The sequence below is a fragment of the Nocardioides cavernae genome (genome assembly GCF_016907475.1).
In the GTDB taxonomy this organism is placed as follows: domain Bacteria; phylum Actinomycetota; class Actinomycetes; order Propionibacteriales; family Nocardioidaceae; genus Nocardioides; species Nocardioides cavernae.
Genome location: NZ_JAFBCA010000001.1, coordinates 607668 through 625742, shown reverse-complemented (window position 1 = coordinate 625742; position 18075 = coordinate 607668). Strand labels below are relative to the sequence as shown.

The 18075-nt window shown below is 72.2% G+C and carries 18 protein-coding genes and 1 tRNA gene; 10 read left to right on the top strand and 9 right to left on the bottom strand.

The window, feature by feature from the left end; all coding sequences use genetic code 11:
• The first annotated feature begins 117 nt into the window (after positions 1-117).
• Genes JOD65_RS02985 through JOD65_RS02960 form a run of 6 tightly spaced genes read left to right on the top strand, consistent with a single transcriptional unit; the run spans position 118 to position 4752 of the window.
• Positions 118-450 carry a YciI family protein gene (locus JOD65_RS02985; protein WP_191193824.1) on the top strand — a complete coding sequence of 111 codons (333 nt, stop codon included), beginning with the start codon at positions 118-120 and terminating at the stop codon, positions 448-450.
• A 4-nt stretch (positions 451-454) separates the two neighbouring features.
• Positions 455-1732, top strand: a complete 1278-nt coding sequence (locus tag JOD65_RS02980; protein WP_191193825.1) for an RNA polymerase sigma factor — start codon at positions 455-457, stop codon at positions 1730-1732.
• 25 nt (positions 1733-1757) lie between these two features.
• Positions 1758-2498, top strand: coding sequence for an SURF1 family protein (locus JOD65_RS02975; protein ID WP_191193826.1), 741 nt, complete (start codon positions 1758-1760; stop codon positions 2496-2498).
• A 10-nt stretch (positions 2499-2508) separates the two neighbouring features.
• The gene (locus JOD65_RS02970; protein WP_191193827.1) at positions 2509-2889 is read left to right on the top strand and encodes a DUF3817 domain-containing protein; all 381 of its coding nucleotides are present in this window, start codon (positions 2509-2511) and stop codon (positions 2887-2889) included.
• Positions 2890-2908: 19 nt separating this feature from the next.
• On the top strand, positions 2909-3739 hold the full coding sequence (locus JOD65_RS02965; RefSeq protein ID WP_191193828.1) for a patatin-like phospholipase family protein: 831 nt from the start codon (positions 2909-2911) through the stop codon (positions 3737-3739).
• On the top strand, positions 3736-4752 hold the full coding sequence (locus JOD65_RS02960; RefSeq protein ID WP_191193829.1) for a 1-acyl-sn-glycerol-3-phosphate acyltransferase: 1017 nt from the start codon (positions 3736-3738) through the stop codon (positions 4750-4752). Before JOD65_RS02965 ends, JOD65_RS02960 begins: the two co-directional genes overlap by 4 nt.
• 172 nt (positions 4753-4924) lie before the next feature.
• Here JOD65_RS02960 and JOD65_RS02955 read toward each other — a convergent pair whose 3' ends face one another.
• A complete protein-coding gene (locus tag JOD65_RS02955) occupies positions 4925-5740 on the bottom strand; it encodes a hypothetical protein (protein WP_191193830.1) in 816 nt (271 codons plus the stop codon).
• 204 nt (positions 5741-5944) lie between these two features.
• On the opposite strand from JOD65_RS02955, the gene JOD65_RS02950 reads away from it, so the two are divergent.
• Positions 5945-6457 (top strand): peptidylprolyl isomerase, encoded by a 513-nt coding sequence (locus tag JOD65_RS02950; protein WP_191193831.1) that lies wholly within the window; start codon positions 5945-5947, stop codon positions 6455-6457.
• 57 nt (positions 6458-6514) lie between these two features.
• Positions 6515-7459, top strand: coding sequence for a rhomboid family intramembrane serine protease (locus JOD65_RS02945; RefSeq protein ID WP_224747137.1), 945 nt, complete (start codon positions 6515-6517; stop codon positions 7457-7459).
• Between the two features lie 323 nt (positions 7460-7782).
• On the opposite strand, the gene JOD65_RS02940 is transcribed toward JOD65_RS02945, so the two are convergent.
• Entirely contained in the window at positions 7783-8235 is a 453-nt protein-coding gene (locus tag JOD65_RS02940; protein ID WP_191193832.1) for a cell division protein CrgA, read from the bottom strand.
• A gap of 94 nt (positions 8236-8329) precedes the next feature.
• Here JOD65_RS02940 and JOD65_RS02935 point away from each other — a divergent pair, with 94 nt between their 5' ends.
• Positions 8330-9082, top strand: a complete 753-nt coding sequence (locus tag JOD65_RS02935; protein ID WP_191193833.1) for a DUF881 domain-containing protein — start codon at positions 8330-8332, stop codon at positions 9080-9082.
• A 22-nt stretch (positions 9083-9104) separates the two neighbouring features.
• Here JOD65_RS02935 and pknB read toward each other — a convergent pair whose 3' ends face one another.
• The 7 genes from pknB to JOD65_RS02900 are packed head-to-tail and all read right to left on the bottom strand — an operon-like array spanning position 9105 to position 17694.
• Positions 9105-10886: a Stk1 family PASTA domain-containing Ser/Thr kinase gene (pknB, locus tag JOD65_RS02930; RefSeq protein WP_191193834.1), complete on the bottom strand. Its 1782-nt coding sequence runs from the start codon at positions 10884-10886 to the stop codon at positions 9105-9107.
• Positions 10883-12379 (bottom strand): serine/threonine protein kinase, encoded by a 1497-nt coding sequence (locus JOD65_RS02925; protein ID WP_191193835.1) that lies wholly within the window; start codon positions 12377-12379, stop codon positions 10883-10885. The genes pknB and JOD65_RS02925 overlap by 4 nt, the downstream gene beginning before the upstream one ends.
• Positions 12376-13836 carry a peptidoglycan D,D-transpeptidase FtsI family protein gene (locus JOD65_RS02920; protein WP_191193836.1) on the bottom strand — a complete coding sequence of 487 codons (1461 nt, stop codon included), beginning with the start codon at positions 13834-13836 and terminating at the stop codon, positions 12376-12378. Before JOD65_RS02920 ends, JOD65_RS02925 begins: the two co-directional genes overlap by 4 nt.
• Positions 13833-15239, bottom strand: a complete 1407-nt coding sequence (locus tag JOD65_RS02915; protein ID WP_191193837.1) for an FtsW/RodA/SpoVE family cell cycle protein — start codon at positions 15237-15239, stop codon at positions 13833-13835. Before JOD65_RS02915 ends, JOD65_RS02920 begins: the two co-directional genes overlap by 4 nt.
• 19 nt (positions 15240-15258) lie before the next feature.
• Positions 15259-16500 carry a PP2C family protein-serine/threonine phosphatase gene (locus tag JOD65_RS02910; RefSeq protein WP_191195376.1) on the bottom strand — a complete coding sequence of 414 codons (1242 nt, stop codon included), beginning with the start codon at positions 16498-16500 and terminating at the stop codon, positions 15259-15261.
• Positions 16500-16985 (bottom strand): FHA domain-containing protein FhaB/FipA, encoded by a 486-nt coding sequence (locus JOD65_RS02905; protein ID WP_191193838.1) that lies wholly within the window; start codon positions 16983-16985, stop codon positions 16500-16502. The genes JOD65_RS02910 and JOD65_RS02905 overlap by 1 nt, the downstream gene beginning before the upstream one ends.
• Positions 16978-17694, bottom strand: a complete 717-nt coding sequence (locus JOD65_RS02900) for an FHA domain-containing protein (protein ID WP_191193839.1) — start codon at positions 17692-17694, stop codon at positions 16978-16980. Before JOD65_RS02900 ends, JOD65_RS02905 begins: the two co-directional genes overlap by 8 nt.
• Positions 17695-17859: 165 nt before the next feature.
• On the opposite strand from JOD65_RS02900, the gene JOD65_RS02895 reads away from it, so the two are divergent.
• Positions 17860-17942, top strand: a tRNA-Leu gene (locus JOD65_RS02895).
• Positions 17943-18075 lie beyond the last annotated feature (133 nt).

Here is an 18075-nt window from a genome sequence, read left to right as displayed (position 1 = left end):
GCCCGCCGACAACGCGCAAGAACTCGTCGGCCGTCGTTGTCGTATCCGCGGCGTCCCGTTCGTGGTAGGGGTGAGAGGTCGCCCGACAGGGGTGGCCGCCGACCACTGGAGACCGACATGCACTACCTCCTCACCGTCATCGGGGACACCGACAACTCCGCCGACGACTCCGCGCCCGGCGCGATCGACGCGTTCAACGACCGCCTCAAGGACGAGGGCCGCTGGGTCTTCGGCGGCGGCCTCACCGACCCGCAGGACGCCACCGTCACCGACAGCCGCAACGGCGAGCCGGTCTTCACCGACGGACCGTTCGTGGAGTCCAAGGAGTTCCTCGCCGGCTTCTGGGTCGTCACCGCGGACGACCTCGACGTCGCGCTCGCGCTGTCAGCTGACGCCTCGCGCGCCTGCCACCGGAAGGTCGAGATCCGCCCCTTCGGCGGCGTCGCCTGACGCCATGACCGACGCAGAGACCGACGTCGGGGCCGCAGCAGGCCTCGACGAGGTCCTGGCCCGGGTCCACCGCGAGGAGTGGGCCCGGGTCGTGGCCACCCTCGCCCGGCGCTTCGGCGACCTCGACGTCGCCGAGGACGCCACTGCCGAGGCGTTCGCCGTCGCCGTCGAGCGGTGGCGCACTCACGGCGTACCCCCCAACCCGGGCGCCTGGCTGACCACCACCGCGGGCAACAAGGCGCTCGACCGCGTACGCCGCGAGAGCGGGCGCGACGCCAAGCAAAGGCAGGCCCACATGCTCACCGACCAGCTCGCGGGACCACCGGAGCCAGCCGGCGCCGTCGAGGACGAACGACTCCGGCTGCTCTTCACCTGTGCCCACCCGGCCCTCGCCGTGGAGGCGCGGGTAGCGCTCACGCTGCGCATGGTCGGCGGCCTCACCGTCGCCGAGATCGCGCACGCGTTCCTCGTGCAGGAGACGACCATGGCACAGCGGGTCACCCGCGCCAAGGCGAAGATCAAGGCCGCCGGAATCCCGTGGCGCGTCCCGGCCGCAGCGGACCTCCCGGCCCGGATCGACGGCGTCCTGACCGTGCTCTACCTCGTCTTCAACGAGGGCTACCTCGCCAGCGGTGCCGACACCGACCCGGTGCGTGCCGAGCTGACGGGCGAGGCAATCCGTCTCACGCGCCTGGTACGCGAGCTGCTGCCGGAGGACGGGGAGGCAGCGGGCCTGCTCGCCCTGATGCTGCTCACGGAGGCCCGACGCACGGCACGGGTGTCCGCGGACGGCGAGCTGGTCACCCTCGACCAGCAGGACCGCGGGGCGTGGGACCGCACGCTCGTCGCCGAGGGCCACGCCCTCGTCCGCGAGCGGCTGGCCTCGGGCCGACCGCCCGGCCGCTACCAGGTGCTCGCCGCGATCAACGCCGTCCACACCGATGCCGCCGACGCCCGGGACACCGACTGGTCGCAGGTCGCGGCGCTGTACGACCAGCTCGTGCGGCTCGACCCGTCGCCGGTCGTGGCCCTCAACCGCGCGATCGCCGTCGCCGAGCTCGACGGCCCGCACGTCGCCCTCGCCCAGGTCGACGCGCTGGCCACGCCCCTCGCCGGCTACCACGCGTTCCACGCCACCCGCGCCGACCTGCTGCGCCGGCTGGGCCGCAGCGCGGAGGCGCGCGGGGCCTACGACCGGGCGATCGAGCTGTCCGGCAACTCCGCCGAGATGGCGTACCTCACTCGTCGGCGGGACCAGCTCGGATCCGCCGGAGGACGGTGACCGGGCGGCTGGGACAATCGAGGCCGTGACCGCCCCCCGCCGACCCGGCCTGTTGACCGACCTCGGGGCGGCGGCCCTGGCGCTCGTGCTGGTGGGGATCGCCGGGATGCTCGGGAAGTGGCAGTACGACGCCTGGCAGGCGCACCGCGACGCCGAGGCGCGCGACCTGACCGGCATCACGCCGGTGCCGCTGGACGACGTGATGGGCAACGACGACCCGTTCCCCGCCCCCGACCTCGGTCGGCCGGTGGAGGTGGCGGGCGAGTGGCTCGACGGCGGCTTCTGGGTCGCGGACCGGTCGCGGGCCGGCGAGCCGGGCTACTGGGCCGTGACCCCGCTGCAGACCGGTGACGCCGCGGTGCTCGTCGTACGCGGCTGGGCGCCCGAGCCCGACGCCGACCTGCTGGCCGCCTCGGGGGAAGCAGAGGTGACCGGCTGGCTGCAGCCCCCCGAGGGCACCCTGGTCGTCGACGACGACCCGACCGACGACGTGTTCCCGGAGATCCGGGTCGCCGACGCGGTGCAGCGCGTCGACGTGGATCTGTGGTCGGCCTACGTCATCAGCCAGGACCCCGGCCCCGGACTGGAGGAGGCCGAGCTCGCGGCACTGCCCACGCCGAGCCGCACGACCGGCGTCCGCAACCTCCTCTACGCCGTCGAGTGGTGGGTCTTCGGAGCCTTCGCCGCCTTCATCTGGTGGCGCTGGCGGCGCGACGCCACCAGGCCCGACCTGGCACCCGATCTGCCCTCACCGAGTGCCGGATAGGTTGACCGCCGTGTCCCGCAACCTCACCGCCTACCGCGTCATGGCTTCCATCGTGGGGGTCCTGCTCGTGGTGCTCTGCCTGATCGGCGTCCCGCTGGCCAACTTCGACGGATCCCCGATGTGGGGGGTCTTCGACAGCACCCCGACCTGGGTCACCCCCGGGTCCGACGCCCAGCACGTGGGCGAGCTGATCACGACCTACCTCGGCGTCGCGCACGGCTGGCTCTACATGATCTTCCTCTTCAGTGCCTTCCTGCTCTCGCGCCGGGCCAGGTGGGACTTCCCCTTCACCCTGGTGACCCTCGTCTGCGGCACGATCCCGCTGGTCTCCTTCTGGGCCGAGCACCGCGCCACCCGACGCGTGCGCGCGGAGTACCCCGAGCTCGCCTGATCCTCACTAGGGTCGACCCATGGTGACCGCGTTCGTCCTCGGTGGCGGCGGCGTCCTGGGTGCCGTCGAGGTCGGCATGCTGCGGGCGCTGCTCGAGCGCGACATCGTCCCGGACCTCGTCCTGGGCACGAGCGTCGGTGCCCTCAACGGCGCGATGGTCGCCCGGCAGCCCGAGCTCGCGGTCGTGGACCGGCTCACCGACCTGTGGGTCGCCACGGCGGAGGGACGGGACGTGTACGGCGACCGGCCGCTGCGCACGGTCCGGCGAGCCGTCTCGACCGGCACCCACATCTACTCCTCCCAGCCGTTGCGCACCCGCCTGGAGGAGGAGCTCGGCAGCGCACGCTTCGAGGACCTCCCGGTGCGGCTCGAGGTGTGCGCGGCGAGCATCGAGCGTGCGGCCGAGCACTGGTTCACCGAGGGGCCGATCGTGCCGGCGATCCTCGCCAGCGCCGCCGTGCCCGGCCTCCTCCCGCCGGCTGAGGTCGACGGCGAGCACTTCCTTGACGGTGGGCTCGTGAACTCCATCCCGGTGGGCCGGGCGGTCGAGCTCGGCGCCACCCGCGTCTTCGTGCTCCAGGTCGGCCGGATCGACCGGCCGCTGCGGGTGCCGACCCGACCGTGGGAGGTCGCGCGGGTGAGCTTCGAGGTGGCCCGCCGCCACCGCTTCACGCGCGACATGGCGACGATCCCCGACGGCGTCGAGGCCCACGTGCTGCCCGCCGCCGGCACGTCGTCACGCGACGACTCGCTGCTCTCCCACCGCGACTTCTCGGGCGTGCAGGCGCGCATCGACGCGACGTACGTCGCCTCGCGGGACTATCTCGACGCGGAGCTCGGCCGGCCATGAGGCGCTCGCTCGTGTGGGTGCTCCGTCGGCTGGTGGTGGCCCCGGCGGTGATTGCGCTGACGGTGCTGATGTGGGTGACCCTGCCGGGCTGGCTGCTGGTGGCGGCGGCGCTCGCTCCGGTGCTGCCCGGCCGGTGGCGCGCGCTGCGCGTGCTGTGGTTGGTGCTGCTGTACGCCACCTTCGAGACGCTGATGCTCGCGGTGCTGCTCGGCCTGTGGCTGGCCAGCGGCTTCGGCTGGCGGATCCGCTCGCCCTACTTCGCGGGCATCCACTACGACCTGGTGCAGGGCACGTTGATCGTGTTCTTCCGCGAGGCCCGGCGCGTGCTGGCGCTGCGGATCCGCACCGACGGGCCGCACCCGTCGCGGGTGCCCGACGGTCCGGTGCTGGTGATGTGCCGCCACGCGGGGCCCGGCGACTCGTTCGTGCTGATGTACGCCCTGCTGCACTGGTACCACCGCGAGCCGCGCGTGGTCCTCAAGAACACCCTCGCCTGGGACCCGGCGATCGACGTGATCCTCAACCGGGTCCCGGCCCGCTTCATCTCCCCCAACCCGGCGGCCGGGGAGGACCTCGAGTCGCAGATCGCGTCGCTCGCGACGGGCCTCGACCACAACGACGCCTTCGTGATCTTCCCCGAGGGCGGCAACTTCACCGCGGCGCGCCGCGACCGCGCGATCGCCCGGCTCCGCCGGCTCGGCCTGGAGCGGATGGCGGTCCGCGCGGAGGAGATGGTCCACGTCCTGGCGCCCCGCCCCGGCGGCGTACTGGCCGCGCTCGAGGCCGCGCCCGAGGCCGACGTGCTGATGGTTGCCCACACCGGGCTCGACCACATGCTGACCGTCGGCGACGTGTGGCGCGAGCTGCCGATGGACAAGCAGATCACCATGCGGTGGTGGCGGGTGGCCCGCGAGGAGATCCCGGTCGACCGCGAGGAGCGCATCGAGTGGCTCTTCAACTGGTGGGAGCACATCGACGACTGGATCGAGACCAACCGCGTCGACGCGCCCTGACCCTCCGGGCGCCCCGAGCGGTGGCCCACCCACATCGGGAGCCGGCCGAAGGTGGCTGAGCCACCGCCCGACCGACGACACGCCGTGCACGCGACTCGGGCGGTGCCCCACCCACGTCTTGAACCAGTCGAGTGTGGGTGGGGCACCGCCCGGTGCGGTGCTGCGGGTGCTGCTAGTTCTTGCGGGGCACGTCGTCGATGTCGATCACGTCGGCGGGCGCGTCGGGGTCGGTCGGCGGGTGCGCCTCCTCGATCGAGTCGCTGATCGCCTCGCCCGGGGCGCCGCCGCCGGTGTCGTCGGTGGCCGGCGGGTCGACGGTCACGACGTCGTCGGCCGTGACCTCGTCGGGCAGCGGGTCGGTGAGCGGGTCGCCGCCGGGTGCGGCCGACGTCGCGGCCGGGGAGGCGGGCGTGGGCGGCGGGGTGGCCGACCCGGTCGTGGTGGCGGGCTTCGGCGGGGCCGGTGGCACGTAGGTCGACTGCCAGTTGGCCTCGGCGTCCTGCTTGCCCTTGAGCTTGCTGAACACGAAACCGCCGACGGCGAGCAGCCCGGTGAGCACCAGGAGCTTCTTCAGCTTGCTGCCCTGCGGCTCGGGCTCGACGCCACGCAGCTCGTTGACCTTGGCCACGGCGATGTCGCGACCCTCCGCGGCCCGCTCGGAAGCGAGAGCGGCGGCGACGGCCGCCTTGTCGGCGGCGGTGGCGCGTGCCTCGGCCAGCAGCGGGGCAGCCTTCTCGCGCGCCTCGGCGCCCTTGACGGCTGCGAGCGCGGCTCCGGCCGCGGCCGCCTCGGTGGCGCGGGTGCGCCCCTCCTCGAGCAGCGGCTGGGCCTTGTCACGCGCGTCGGTCAGCGCGGGTCCGGCCTTCTCCACCGCCTGCTCCCACGCCGACTCCAGCTGGGGGACGACGGTGTCGGTGACGGTCTCCGAGAGCTGCTCCACGTAGTCGTGCGCACGGTCCATCAGGGACTTCTTGCGGCCGAAAGGCATGCGTGACCTCCTCAGTCAGTGTGGCTCCATCTCACCACGGCCACCCTGACGCGACCAGCCCCGACCGGGTGGGCGAGACGGACGACGTCACGCGGGCGCCCTGCCTGGCTCGCGGGTGGGCGCGGCGTGGCAGGATCGAGGCGCACGGCAGCCGTGCCGCGCCACTTCGACGTACGACAGACCCACAGCTGAGAGGTACATCCCATGGCCGACCCCAAGGCGACCTTCAAGACCAACCGGGGCGACATCGTCGTCAACCTGTTCCCCAACCACGCTCCCGAGACCGTCGAGAACTTCGTCGGCCTCGCCGAGGGCACCAAGGACTACCGCGACGACGCCGGCCGCTCGGGCGAGAAGTACTACGACGGCCTCGGCTTCCACCGCGTCATCGACGGCTTCATGATCCAGGGCGGTTGCCCCCTCGGCACCGGCACCGGCGGCCCGGGCTACACCTTCAAGGACGAGATCCACCCCGAGCTGGTCTTCGACAAGCCCTACCTTCTCGCGATGGCCAACGCCGGCCCGGGCACCAACGGCTCGCAGTTCTTCATCACCGTCGGCGCCACCCCGTGGCTCAACCGCAAGCACACGATCTTCGGTGAGGTGGCCGACCAGGCCAGCCGCGACGTGGTCGACGCGATCGCCACCTCCCCCACCGGCGCGATGGACCGCCCGCAGGAGCCGGTGGTCTTCGAGTCGGTCACCATCGAGCGCTGACCCACCCCGGTCCGCACACCGCGACGCGATCCACGTTGACCCAGCCACGTCCCCGCCATGACCCAGCCGCCTGAGGGGCCGTCCGCGGACCAGACCGCGGCCGGGGTGCCCACCTGCTACCGGCACCCCGACCGCGAGACCTGGATCCGCTGCCAGCGCTGCGACAAGCCGATCTGTCCGGACTGCATGCGTGACGCCGCGGTGGGCTTCCAGTGCCCCGACTGCGTCAAGGAGGCCAGCAAGGGCTCGCGCCAGAACCGCGCCATGTACGGCGGGGAGCGCAGCGCCGACCCGCGGCTGACGACGTTCGTCCTGATCGGCATCAACGCGGTGGTGTGGCTGGCGATCACCATCACGGGTGGTCGCACCTCGTGGCTGACCCACCTGCTGGCGCTGCGACCGGTCGGGGTGTGCGACCCGGCCAACGGCTCGCTCTACGACATCGAGGAGCGGGTCTGCGAGGCGTCAGGGGCGACCTTCCAGGCCGGCTTCTCCGACGGGGCCTGGTGGCAGCTGCTGACGGCGGCGTTCACCCACGTCGAGATCTGGCACCTGGCGATGAACATGTTCGCCCTGTTCCTCTTCGGCCCTGCGCTCGAGGGCATCGTGGGCCGGGCGCGCTTCCTGGCCATCTACCTGATCAGCGCCGTCGCCGGATCGGTGATGGTGGTGTGGTTCAGCTACGACTTCACCTCCACCGTCGGTGCCTCCGGAGCGATCTTCGGTCTGCTGGGCGCCCTGCTGGTCCTGGCCCGCAAGGCCCGGCTCAACTCGCAGTGGCTCGTGCAGAACCTCGTCCTCGGCGTCGTCATCACGGTGGTGGGCTGGCGCTACATCTCCTGGCAGGGCCACCTCGGTGGCCTCCTCGGCGGGGCGCTGGCAGCGGCGATCATCGCCTACGCCCCGGCCTCCAGGCGCGCGCTCGTGCAGTGGGTCGGCCTGGGCCTCCTGCTGGCCGTCCTCCTCGGGCTCGCGCTCGTGCAGGACGTCGCCCTGTCCTGACGCCTGCCCGGGCGGGCTCACCGGCCCCCGCCCCCTCGTCGTACGACGCGGAGGCGGGGGCTGCGTCGTCTCGCGGGCATCGTGAGCCGGGGCGTCGAGCGCCGCGCTCGTTCTCCCCAGCTGTGCACACAGGTGTGGATAACTACAGGCGTGTAATTCTCCACAGGCGTTGTCCACAGTGGGGATATCTCCGTGCCTGACAAGTCGCCCTGAAATCGACTCGAGCGGTGAGAGAGACGCCTTCCCTTCCCCAGGAAGGCGCCTCACTCACCGCTCGAGGCGAGAGTGCCGTGGTGACCCGGATCACCGGGCCGAGGGAGAACCTACTCCCACTTGGTCGCGAAGCTGAACCCGACCGCCATGAAGGCGATGCCGACGACGAGGTTCCACTGGCCGAGGTCGTTGAAGATCGGCAGCTTGGAGAGGTCGTCGGAGAAGACGTAGAAGGTGCAGATCCACACCAGGCCGATGAGGAAGCAGCCCAGCATGCCGACCACGACGCCGCGGCCGCGGCCGAGGGGCGTGGAGGGGTGGGCGGAGACCATCAGGCCGACCAGCAGGAGCCCGAAGCCGATGAGGTAGTTCCAGTCGCCGAGGTCGGCGACAGCCTTGGGCGTGCCCTCGACCGGCGGGAAGGCGAGCGGGTTGCCCCGGGCCTGGACGTAGTAGAAGACCAGCCAGCCGATGCCGGCGAGGATGAGCACCAGGGCGATCACGAACCTCGGGGTGAAGAGCGACGTCTTCTCCGGGGAGGTGACCGTGGGGGACTTCGACACTGCTGCTCCTGGGGCTGGTCTGTCAGGGTCCCGGCGCGCTCGCAGCGCCGGTCACGGGCGGTACGGTGCCCGACGGGGGGTTAGCGTAGTCGTCATGCGGTCACCGTCCCACTCGTCCCCCGGGCGTCGTCGCCTGTGGCGGGTGGCGACCCCGGTCATGATCCTGCTCATCGGAGGCCTGTTCGCGGTCAGCGCGGAGCAGAGCGACGGCTTCGACCTCCGCGGCGGACGGCTCACCGACCTCGCCTCCGTGGTCCGCGCCGAGCGCGACGAGGCGGCCGAGCTCACCGCGCAGGCCGGCTCGCTCAACGCCGAGGTCGAGGCGCTCAGCACCCAGCTCGGCGACCGGTCGGTCAAGCGCGCGCAGGACGAGATCGCGACCCTCGTCGACCCCGCGGGGCTGACCGAGAAGACCGGCCAGGCCGTGAAGGTCTCCCTCGACGACGCCTCCGAGGAGTCGCGGATGGCCTACGAGGGCGACCCCAACGACCTGGTGGTGCACCAGCAGGACATCCAGGCCGTCGCCAACGCCATGTGGAACGCCGGCGCCGAGGCGGTCACCATCCAGGGGCAGCGGCTGATCTCCACGACCGGCATCAAGTGCGAGGGCAACCAGGTCACCCTCCACGGCATCCCCTACTCGCCGCCCTACGTGATCGTGGGCATCGGCGACCCGGCCGCGATGGAGGCCGAGCTCACCACCGACCCCATCCTCGCGACCTACCGCGACTACACCCTCGTGCCCGGCGGCGGCGTCTCGTGGGACATGACCCGCCTGGACTCGGCGGTCGCGCCGCCCTACGAGGGCCTGCTCGACCTCACCTACGCGACCCCGATCCCGGAGTAGTCCACGGCGGCGATCACCGCGGTCACGCCGGCGGGGTCTCCGTGGGCGTCTCGGTCGGAGGCACGGTGGGTGTCTCCGTGGGTGTCTCGGTGGGAGCCTCGGTCGGCGTCTCCGTGGGCGTCTCGACCGGCTCCTCGTAGGCGGAGACGAAGATCGTCACGGTGCTGCCCTGGTCGGCGGTGCCGCCGGCCGGGATCTGGTCGACGACCGTGCCCTTGGGCTCGGTGGAGGCGGCGTCGGTGCGTACGTCCGGGGTGAAGCCCGCGTCGCGGATGGCCCGCTCGGCCTGGCCCTGCTTCAGCCCGCGGACGTCGGGGATCTTCTCGGGGCCGTCGGAGAACACGATCGTGATCGTGGTGCCCTCCTCGACCGACGTGCCGGCGGGCGGGTCGGTGCTGAGGACCTGGAAGCGCGGCTCGTCGGAGTCCTCCTCCTGGAAGCGCACCTTGAGGTCCTGGGCGAGCATCGCGGCGCGCGCATCCTTGCGGAGCGTGCCGACGACGAACGGGACCTCGACCTCAGGCCTGCCCAGGGAGAGCACGAAGTCGACCGAGGAGCCGGGGTCGGCGAAGACGTCGCGGTTGGGGTCCTGCGAGATGACCGTGTCGGGCGCGACCGTCTCGGAGGTCTCCCGGGTGATCCGGCCGACCGCGAAGCCGGCGTCGGCGATCTGGAGGCGCGCCTCGTCCTCGGTGAGGCCGACGACGTTGGGCACCGCGGAACGCTCGGGCGCGTCGTCGAAGAGCATGCCGTTGAGGACGTACGCACCGCCCGCGAGCAGGGCCACGACCAGGATCCCGGCGAGGACCCACCACCCGGCGCGGCTGCGCGACGGCTCGTCGCGCTGGGGCGGCGGCGAGGCGGCCATGGTCGAGGTCGCGTCGCCCGGCGGGACCGGGGGGACGTACTGAGTCTCCGCCGGCGGCGGCACGGCGGGCGCCTGGATCGGGTGCCCGGCGAGGTAGCGCTCGATGTCGGCCTTCATCGCGGCCGCGCTCTGGTAGCGGTCCTCGACGCGCTTGGCCAGCGACTTCATCACGATCGCGTCGATCTCGGGGTCGAGCTGGTCGTCGAGGTCGGACGGCGGGGCCGCCTGCTCGCGCACGTGCTGGTAGGCGACCGCGACGGGGCTGTCGCCGACGAACGGCGGCCGGCCGGTGAGGAGCTCGTAGAGCATGCACCCGGTCGAGTAGACGTCGGACCGTGAGTCCACGGTCTCGCCGCGCGCCTGCTCGGGGGAGAGGTACTGAGCGGTGCCGACCACGGCCGCGGTCTGCGTCATCGTGGAGGAGGCGTCGGAGATCGCGCGGGCGATGCCGAAGTCCATCACCTTCACGTCGCCCGACGGGGTGAGCATCACGTTTCCGGGCTTGATGTCGCGGTGGATGATCCCGGCGCGGTGGCTGTAGTCGAGGGCGGACAGCACGCCGGCGGTGATCTCGAGCGCCCGCTCGGGAAGGATCTTGCGACCCTCCCGCAGGATGTCGCGCAGCGTGCGCCCCTCGACGCACTCCATCACGATGTAGGGCTGGGCGACCCCGGACCCGTCGGTGGCCATCTCCTCGCCCGTGTCGTACGTCGAGACGATCGAGGGGTGGTTGAGCGACGCGGACGACTGCGCCTCGCGGCGGAACCGGGCCTGGAAGGTGGCGTCGCTCGCGAGGTCGGTGCGCAGCCGCTTGACCGCGACCGTGCGACCGAGGCGCTGGTCCTTGCCCTTGCGGACCTCGGCCATGCCACCTCGGCCGAGGAGCTCGCCGAGCTCGTAGCGGCCGCCGATGAGCGTCGGCTCCGGCTGCGTCATCCCTCGTCGTTCCCTTCGTCGTCCTTCTGCTGGCCGGGCGGGATCTTGGCCCAGAAGCTGACCGTCACCTGGTCGCCCTCCTGGAGCGTGCCGCTCGGTTCGACCGACTCCACGATGCCGTCCGGCTGGTCGCCGGGGTTCTCGAGCTCCACGGCGACCGGCTCGAGGCCGAGGTCGCGCAGCTCCTTCTCGACGTCCTTGCGGTCGCGCCCGACGTAGGCCGCCGGGTCGACCTCGACCGTGGCCGGCTCGGTCTCGGTCGGCGTCTCGCTCGGGGTCTCGCTCGGCGTCTCGGAGGGAGACTCGGTGGGAGTCTCCGTCGGCGTGTCCGTGGGCGTCTGGCTCGGTGACTGGCTGGGTGCCTCGCTCGATGACTGCGACTGGTCCTGCGAGGGGGTGTTGTCGCCCGTCGAGCCGGTGGGCTCGTCGTCGCGGGTGCCGAGCCAGACGGCAAGCAGCACGGCGGCCAGCACGGCCGCGATCCCGATGAGCAGCGGCCACGGCGTCGTACGTCGTCGGGCGGGCGCCGGCTCGGGCGCCGGTGTCGGGGCGGGCGCGGGGGCAGGTGCGGCCGCCGGCATCACCTCTGTCGTGCCCCCCGCAGGTGCGACGGCCGGCGCGACGACGGTGGCGGCCCCCGCCCCGGTGACCGACGCGGGCGAACGCAGCGCCCGGGCGAACGCGGCACCGTCGGGGAAGCGCTCCCCGGGCGACTTGGCCATGCCACGGCGTACGACGGCCGCGAGGTCGGCGGGCACCGTGTCGGGCAGGTCGGGGACCGGGTTGCGCAGGTGGGCGATCGCGGTGCCGACCGGGGTGTCGGCGACGAACGGCTTGCGTCCGGCCAGGCACTCGAAGGCCACGACGGCGAGGGAGTAGACGTCGGACGCCGCCGTGGCGGAGGTGCCCTCGGCCTGCTCCGGCGAGATGTAGGCGGGCGTGCCCATGACCTCGCCGGTCTGGGTCAGCGCCATCCCCTCGGCCGCGCGGGCGATGCCGAAGTCGGTCACCTTGATCCGGCGGTCGGGGGTGACGAGCAGGTTGGCGGGCTTCACGTCGCGGTGCACGATCCCGGCGGCGTGGGCGACGCCGAGGGCGTCGGCGGCCTGGGCGAGCAGCTCCTGGGTGGCGGCCGGGTCGAGCGGCGCCCCGGGTCGCAGCAGGGCGGAGAGCGGCTGGCCGTCGACGAGCTCCATGACCAGGTAGGGGCGGTGGGTCGACGACCCGTCGGTGGGTGCGCCCTGCCCGTAGTCGAAGACCGCGGCGATGCCGGGGTGGTGGAGCGCGGCGGCGTTGCGCGCCTCGGTCTCGAAGCGGGTGCGGAAGAGCGCGTCGTCGGCGTACTCGGCCTTGAGCACCTTGACCGCCACGGGCCGGTCCAGGACGGTGTCGCGCGCCGACCACACCTCGCCCATGCCGCCGGTGGCGATCCGTGACTCGAGGAGGTAGCGGTGGGCGTCGTCGACGTGGCCGCCCGGGGTCAGCGCCGTCACTGGTTGATCACCGCCTCCATGACCGCCTTGGCGATCGGGCCGCCGAGGCGCCCGCCGCCGATCTCCGAGCGCGAGGTGTCGCTCGACTGCACCAGCACGGCGACGGCCACCTGGGGGTTGTCGGCCGGGGCGAAGGAGACGAACCAGGCGTAGGGCGGCCGGTCGGCCGTGGACTGCGCGGTGCCGGTCTTGCCGGCGACCTGCACGCCCGGGATCTGGGCCGGGGTCGCGGTGCCGGAGTCGACGGTCGCGACCATCATCGTGGTCAGCTCCTCGGCGGTGGTGCTCGAGATCGCCTTGCTGATGCTCTGCGGGTCGGTGCGGTCGAGCACCGACAGGTTGGCGGCGCGCACCTCGTCGACGACGTAGGGACGCATCACGTCGCCGTCGTTGGCGATCGCGGCAGCGACCATCGCCATCTGCAGCGGCGTGGCGGTGACACTCGACTGGCCGATGCCCGACAGGGCCGTCTGCGGCGGGTCGAGGTCACGCGGGTAGAGCGACTCGGCCTGCCCGCCGAGGTCCTCCAGCGAGGTGTCGTTGAAGCCGAACGCCTCGGCCTGCTCGGCCATCGCGTCGACGCCGAGCTCGTTGGCCAGGCTCATGAAGGTGACGTTGCACGAGACCTGCAGTGCCTGGGTCAGGGTGATCCGGCGACCGCCGCAGTTGCCGCCGTCGTAGTTGCCGACCGTCGTCGAGGACTGCGGCAGCTTGAAGCGGTAGCCACCGGGGACCTGGGAGTCGGCGTCGTAGTTGCCCGACTCGATCGCGGCCGCGGCGGTGACCAGCTTGAACGTCGACCCCGGAGGCAGCGTGGTGCCGATCGCGCGGTTGATGAGCGGCTCGCGGGGGTCGGCGTTGAGCTCCTTGCTGAGGTCGGCCACGGCGCCGAAGTCGTGCGAGGCGAGCTTGTTCGGGTCGAACGTCGGGGTGGAGGCCATCGCCAGCACCCGGCCGGTCGTCGGCTCGAGCGCCACGACGGCACCCTGCGCGTCGCCCGGCAGGCCCTCGAGGCCATCCCAGGCGGCGTCCTGCGCGGCGGCGTTGGTCGCCAGCTGGACGTTGCCGCCCTTGGGGTCGCTGTTGCTGAGCATGTCGACGAGGCGGGTGACGAACAGCCGCGAGTCGTCGCCGGCGAGCACGGAGTTCTGCGAGCTCTCCACACCGGTCTGGCCGTACCAGGAGAAGTAGCCGGTGATGGGGGCGTACTTGTACGGCTGGGAGTAGGTGCGCTGGAACTTGTACTTGTCGTCGGACGGCACGCTGCGGGCGATCGCCTCCTTGCCGACGAGGATCGCACCGCGCTCGCGGGAGAAGGTCGCGGTGATGATCCGCCGGTTGCGGGGGTCGTCGGACAGGCTGTCCGCGCGGACGTACATCAGGTAGGAGGCGTTGACGAGCAGCGCCAGGAACAGGACGAGGCAGAAGACCGACACGACCCGGATGGGCTTGTTCACCGCAGCTTCACCACCTGGGTGCTCTCGCTGTCCTCGCCCGCGTCGTCGACGGGGTCGAGGCGGGGCGCGGGCCGGCGGGCCTGGTCGGACACTCGCAGCAGCAGCGCGACGATGACCCAGTTGGCCACCAGCGAGGAGCCGCCGTAGGAGAGGAACGGCGTGGTCAGGCCGGTCAGCGGGATGAGGCCGGTGACGCCGCCGACGACGACGAAGACCTGGAGGGCGACGATGGCGCCCAGGCCGACGGCGAGCAGCTTGCCGAAGCCGTCGCGCGAGATGAGCGCGATGCGCAGCGCCCGCTCCACGATCAGGCCGTAGCAGAGGATCACCGCCATGATCGCGCTCAGGCCGAGCTCCTCGCCGATCGTGGAGATGATGAAGTCGGAGTAGGCGAACGGCACCCGCTCGGGGAAGCCGTTGCCGAAGCCGCGGCCGATCAACCCGCCCCAGCCCTGCCCGAACAGCGCCTCGACGAGCTGGTAGCTGCCGGGCGTGTCGTCGTAGTGGTCCATCGGGTGCAGCCAGAAGTTGAAGCGGTTCTGCACGTTGCCGACGAAGGTGTACGCCGCCAGCGCGCCGGCGCCGAACAGCAGCCCGCCGACGACGAGCCAGCCGGGGCGCTCGGTGGCGACGTAGAGCATCGCGAGGAACAGGCCGAAGAACAGGAGTGAGGAGCCCAGGTCGTTCTGGAGGACGAGGATCATCATCGAGACGCCGAACATCGCCAGGATCGGGCCGAGGTCGCGGCCGCGGGGCAGGTCGATGAACACGACCCGGCGCCCGGCGAGCGCGAGGGCGTCGCGGTGGAGCACGAGGTAGCCGGCGAACGCGATCACCAGCAGCACCTTGGCGACCTCGCCCGGCTGGAAGCTGAAGCCGGCCACGTTGATCCAGATGCGGGCGCCGTTGATCTCGCGCCCGACGAGGGGGAGGAAGGGCAGGATCAGCAGCAGGATGCCGAGCAGGCCCGCGGTGTAGGTGAACCGCTGGAGCACCCGGTGGTCGCGCAGCAGGACCAGCGTGGCGATGAACAGGATCACGCCGAGCGTCATCCAGGTGAGCTGCTGGCGGGCGAAGGTGTGCTGGGCGAGCCCGTTGGCCTCGTAGGTCAGGTCGAGGCGGCGGATCACGGCGAGGCCGAGCCCGTTGAGCGCGGCGACGAGCGGCAGCAGGACCGGGTCGGCGTAGGGCGCGACGATGCGCACGGTGATGTGGGCGGCGACGATCAGCGCGGTCAGCCAGCCGCCGTAGCCGACGAGGTCGGCGGGGACGACGCCCTCGACTCCGAGGCCGACGGCGGCGTAGGCCCCGATGCCGACCATCAGGGCGAGCACGAGCAGGAACAGCTCCGCACCCCGGCGGCGCCGGTGCACGAAGCCCATGAGGGTCCCGGTCTGACTCATACGCGTCTGCCCGTCACTCCTAGTCGACGTCCTGGCGCGCGGCGTAGTTGTCCACGGTCAGCCGCGCGTCCTCCAGGTCGTCGGACTCGATGCCCTCGCGGACCTGCTCGGCGTCGATGTCGCTGAGCCGGGTCAGCTCGACGTCGGTGACCTCGTAGGGGTGGGAGAGCGAGACGCCGGGCAGGCTGGCGTCGATGCCGCGGAAGATCGTGACCTTCCCGCCGTCCTCGGCGACGTAGAACTGCTGCTGGCTCCACGACCAGCCGGCGGCCAGCACGACCCAGCCCAGGCCGAGCAGCACGGCGGCCATCAGCAGCCGGCGCAGCCAGGCGTGACGACCGGGGTCCCGGGGCGCGTAGCGCGCGGCCTCGGGGTCGATCGGGTCGGCGACGTAGGCGCCCTCGGGCACGTCGTCGGGGACGGGCGGGATCTCGCCGGTGTCGCCGGAGCGGTGGCCACGGAACAGCCCGCCGACCGCGCCGCCGAGCGGCAGGCGCCGCGGCAGGTCGGCGGCCGCGCCGACGAGGAGGGGCGTGAGGTCCTCGGGCGGCGCCTCCTCGGAGACGTCGGCGACGAGGCAGGTGACGTTGTCGGTGCTGCCGGCCTCGAGGCTCGCGCGTACGAGCTCCACGGCGGCGAAGTCGGGGGTGCCGGTGCCGAGGATCTCGGCCATCCGGTCGTGGGTGAGCGTGCCGCACGCGCCGTCGCTGCAGAGGAACACGCGGTCGCCCGGCTCTGCGGGGAACTCGAAGAGGTCGGGCTCCTCGTGGCGGATGCCGTCGAGCGCCTTGAGGATGAGGTTGCGGTGCGGGTGGGTCCGCGACTGCTCCTCGGTGATCCGGCCCTCGTCGATGAGCGACTGGACGAAGGTGTGGTCGTGGGTGAGCTGGCGCAGCTCGCCGCGGCGGTAGAGGTAGGCGCGGCTGTCGCCGATGTGACCGATCCCGAAGCGGGTGCCGTCGAAGAGCGCGACGGTGGCGGTGGTGGAGGTGCCGTTGAGGGCAGGGTCCTCCTCGACCAGCTCGGCGATGCGGTCGTCGGCGCGGTGCACGGCGCCGGCCACCTGGCCGAGGATGTCGTCGTCCGGCTCCTGGTCGAGCTTGCGCAGCGCCTGCACGGCGGTGCTCGAGGCGAGGTCGCCACGGACCGCGCCGCCGACGCCGTCGCAGACGGTCAGCAGCCATGGACCGGCGTAGCCGCTGTCCTGGTTCTCGCGGCGCACGCGGCCGACGTCGGAGATCGCGGAGTAGTGGAGGTACATCACTTCCGCAGCTCCAGGATCGTCTTGCCGACGCGGACCTGGACACCGAGGCCGATGGTGGTGGGCTGCGTGATGCGGACGGGGCCGACGTAGGTGCCGTTGGTCGAGCCGAGGTCCTCCACGAACCACTCGTCGCCGCTCACCGCGACACGGGCGTGGCGGGTGGAGACGTAGTCGTCGTCGAGCTTGATCGCCGCGTCGCTGCCGCGGCCGATGAGGAGCGGGGCGTCGGCGAGCTCGGCGCGGGTGCCGGGGTTCTCACCCTCGACGACGAGCAGGTGGGTGGGGGCACCGCGGCGCGGCTTCTTGTTGGCCTTCGCGTTGCCCTTGCCCTTGCGGGCAGGCGCGGGCGCGCCGTTGCGCGCCGTCTCGGGGACCCGCGCGCCGAACATGTCGGAGCGGATCACCGAGATCGCGGACAGGACGAAGATCCAGAGGATGGCCAGGAACGCCATGCGGATGAGGAAGAGGGTCAGCTCAGACATTCCAGCCCCCGGCCTCGTCGCGTCCGCCGTCGATGCGGACCGTCATCTCGGTGTGTCCGATGCGGATGGTCGACCCGTCGCGCAGGCGGGCGCGAGCCACCTTCGACCCGTCGACGAGGATCCCGTTGGTCGAGCCGAGGTCGACCGCCTCGACGCCGTCGATGCTCACCTCGAGCTCGAGGTGGCGCCGGCTCACGCCGGGGTCGTTGATCCGCAGGTCGGCCTCGGTGCCACGGCCGACCACCAGGCCGGGCGGCCGCAGCGGGTGGCGGGTGCCGTTGACCTCGAGGGTGGCGTGGGAGGAGCGGGTGCGGGTGCGCTGGTCGTTGTCGGTGACGCTCGCCTGCGCCTTGGACCGGATCCGGAAGCGGCCGGTGGTCAGGTCGTCGGCGGACTCGAAGGCGATGCTGATGGGCCCTGTGAAGACGTAGCCCTGGGCGTCGGCGTGGTCCTGCAGCTGGTCGACGAGGTCCTGCTCGAGCGCGCGGCCGAGGCCGACGATGCGCTCGAGGTCGGCGACGGACAGCTCGACGTGGAAGTCGTTGGGCACCAGCCGGCGCTGCCGGCTCAGCACCTGCGCGTTGTTGTCGCACTCGCGCTGGAGGGCGGCGGCGATCTCGACGGGCTGCACGGCGCTGCGGAAGGCCCGCGCGAAGACACCGGAGATCACGGTCTCGAGCCGCTGCTCGAAGCGCTGCAAGGGGTTCATCGTCAGGCCTCCTCTCGTCGAACCGTCGTGGTGGGCAGGCACAAACGACCGCCCGACCGGTGCGGCCGAGCGTACCGGCCGGGCGCTGCTGCGCCACGGTGGCGCCCCGGCGTCCGGCCGATTGGGAGGGCCCGTTGGGGGTGGGGTAGCCTGAGCCCGCTTCTCGCGCGAGTGGCGGAACGGCAGACGCGCTGCGTTCAGGTCGCAGTGTCCGAAAGGGCGTGGGGGTTCAAATCCCCCCTCGCGCACCCAGTGAACAGGGCCCCCGACCAGACGGTCGGGGGCCCTGTTCGTTCCCCGGACCGCCGCCGGAAACTACTCCGCTGTGGGTGAGGCGTCCCTCCCTGTCGACGCCTACTTTCGAGCCACGGAACCGGCGCG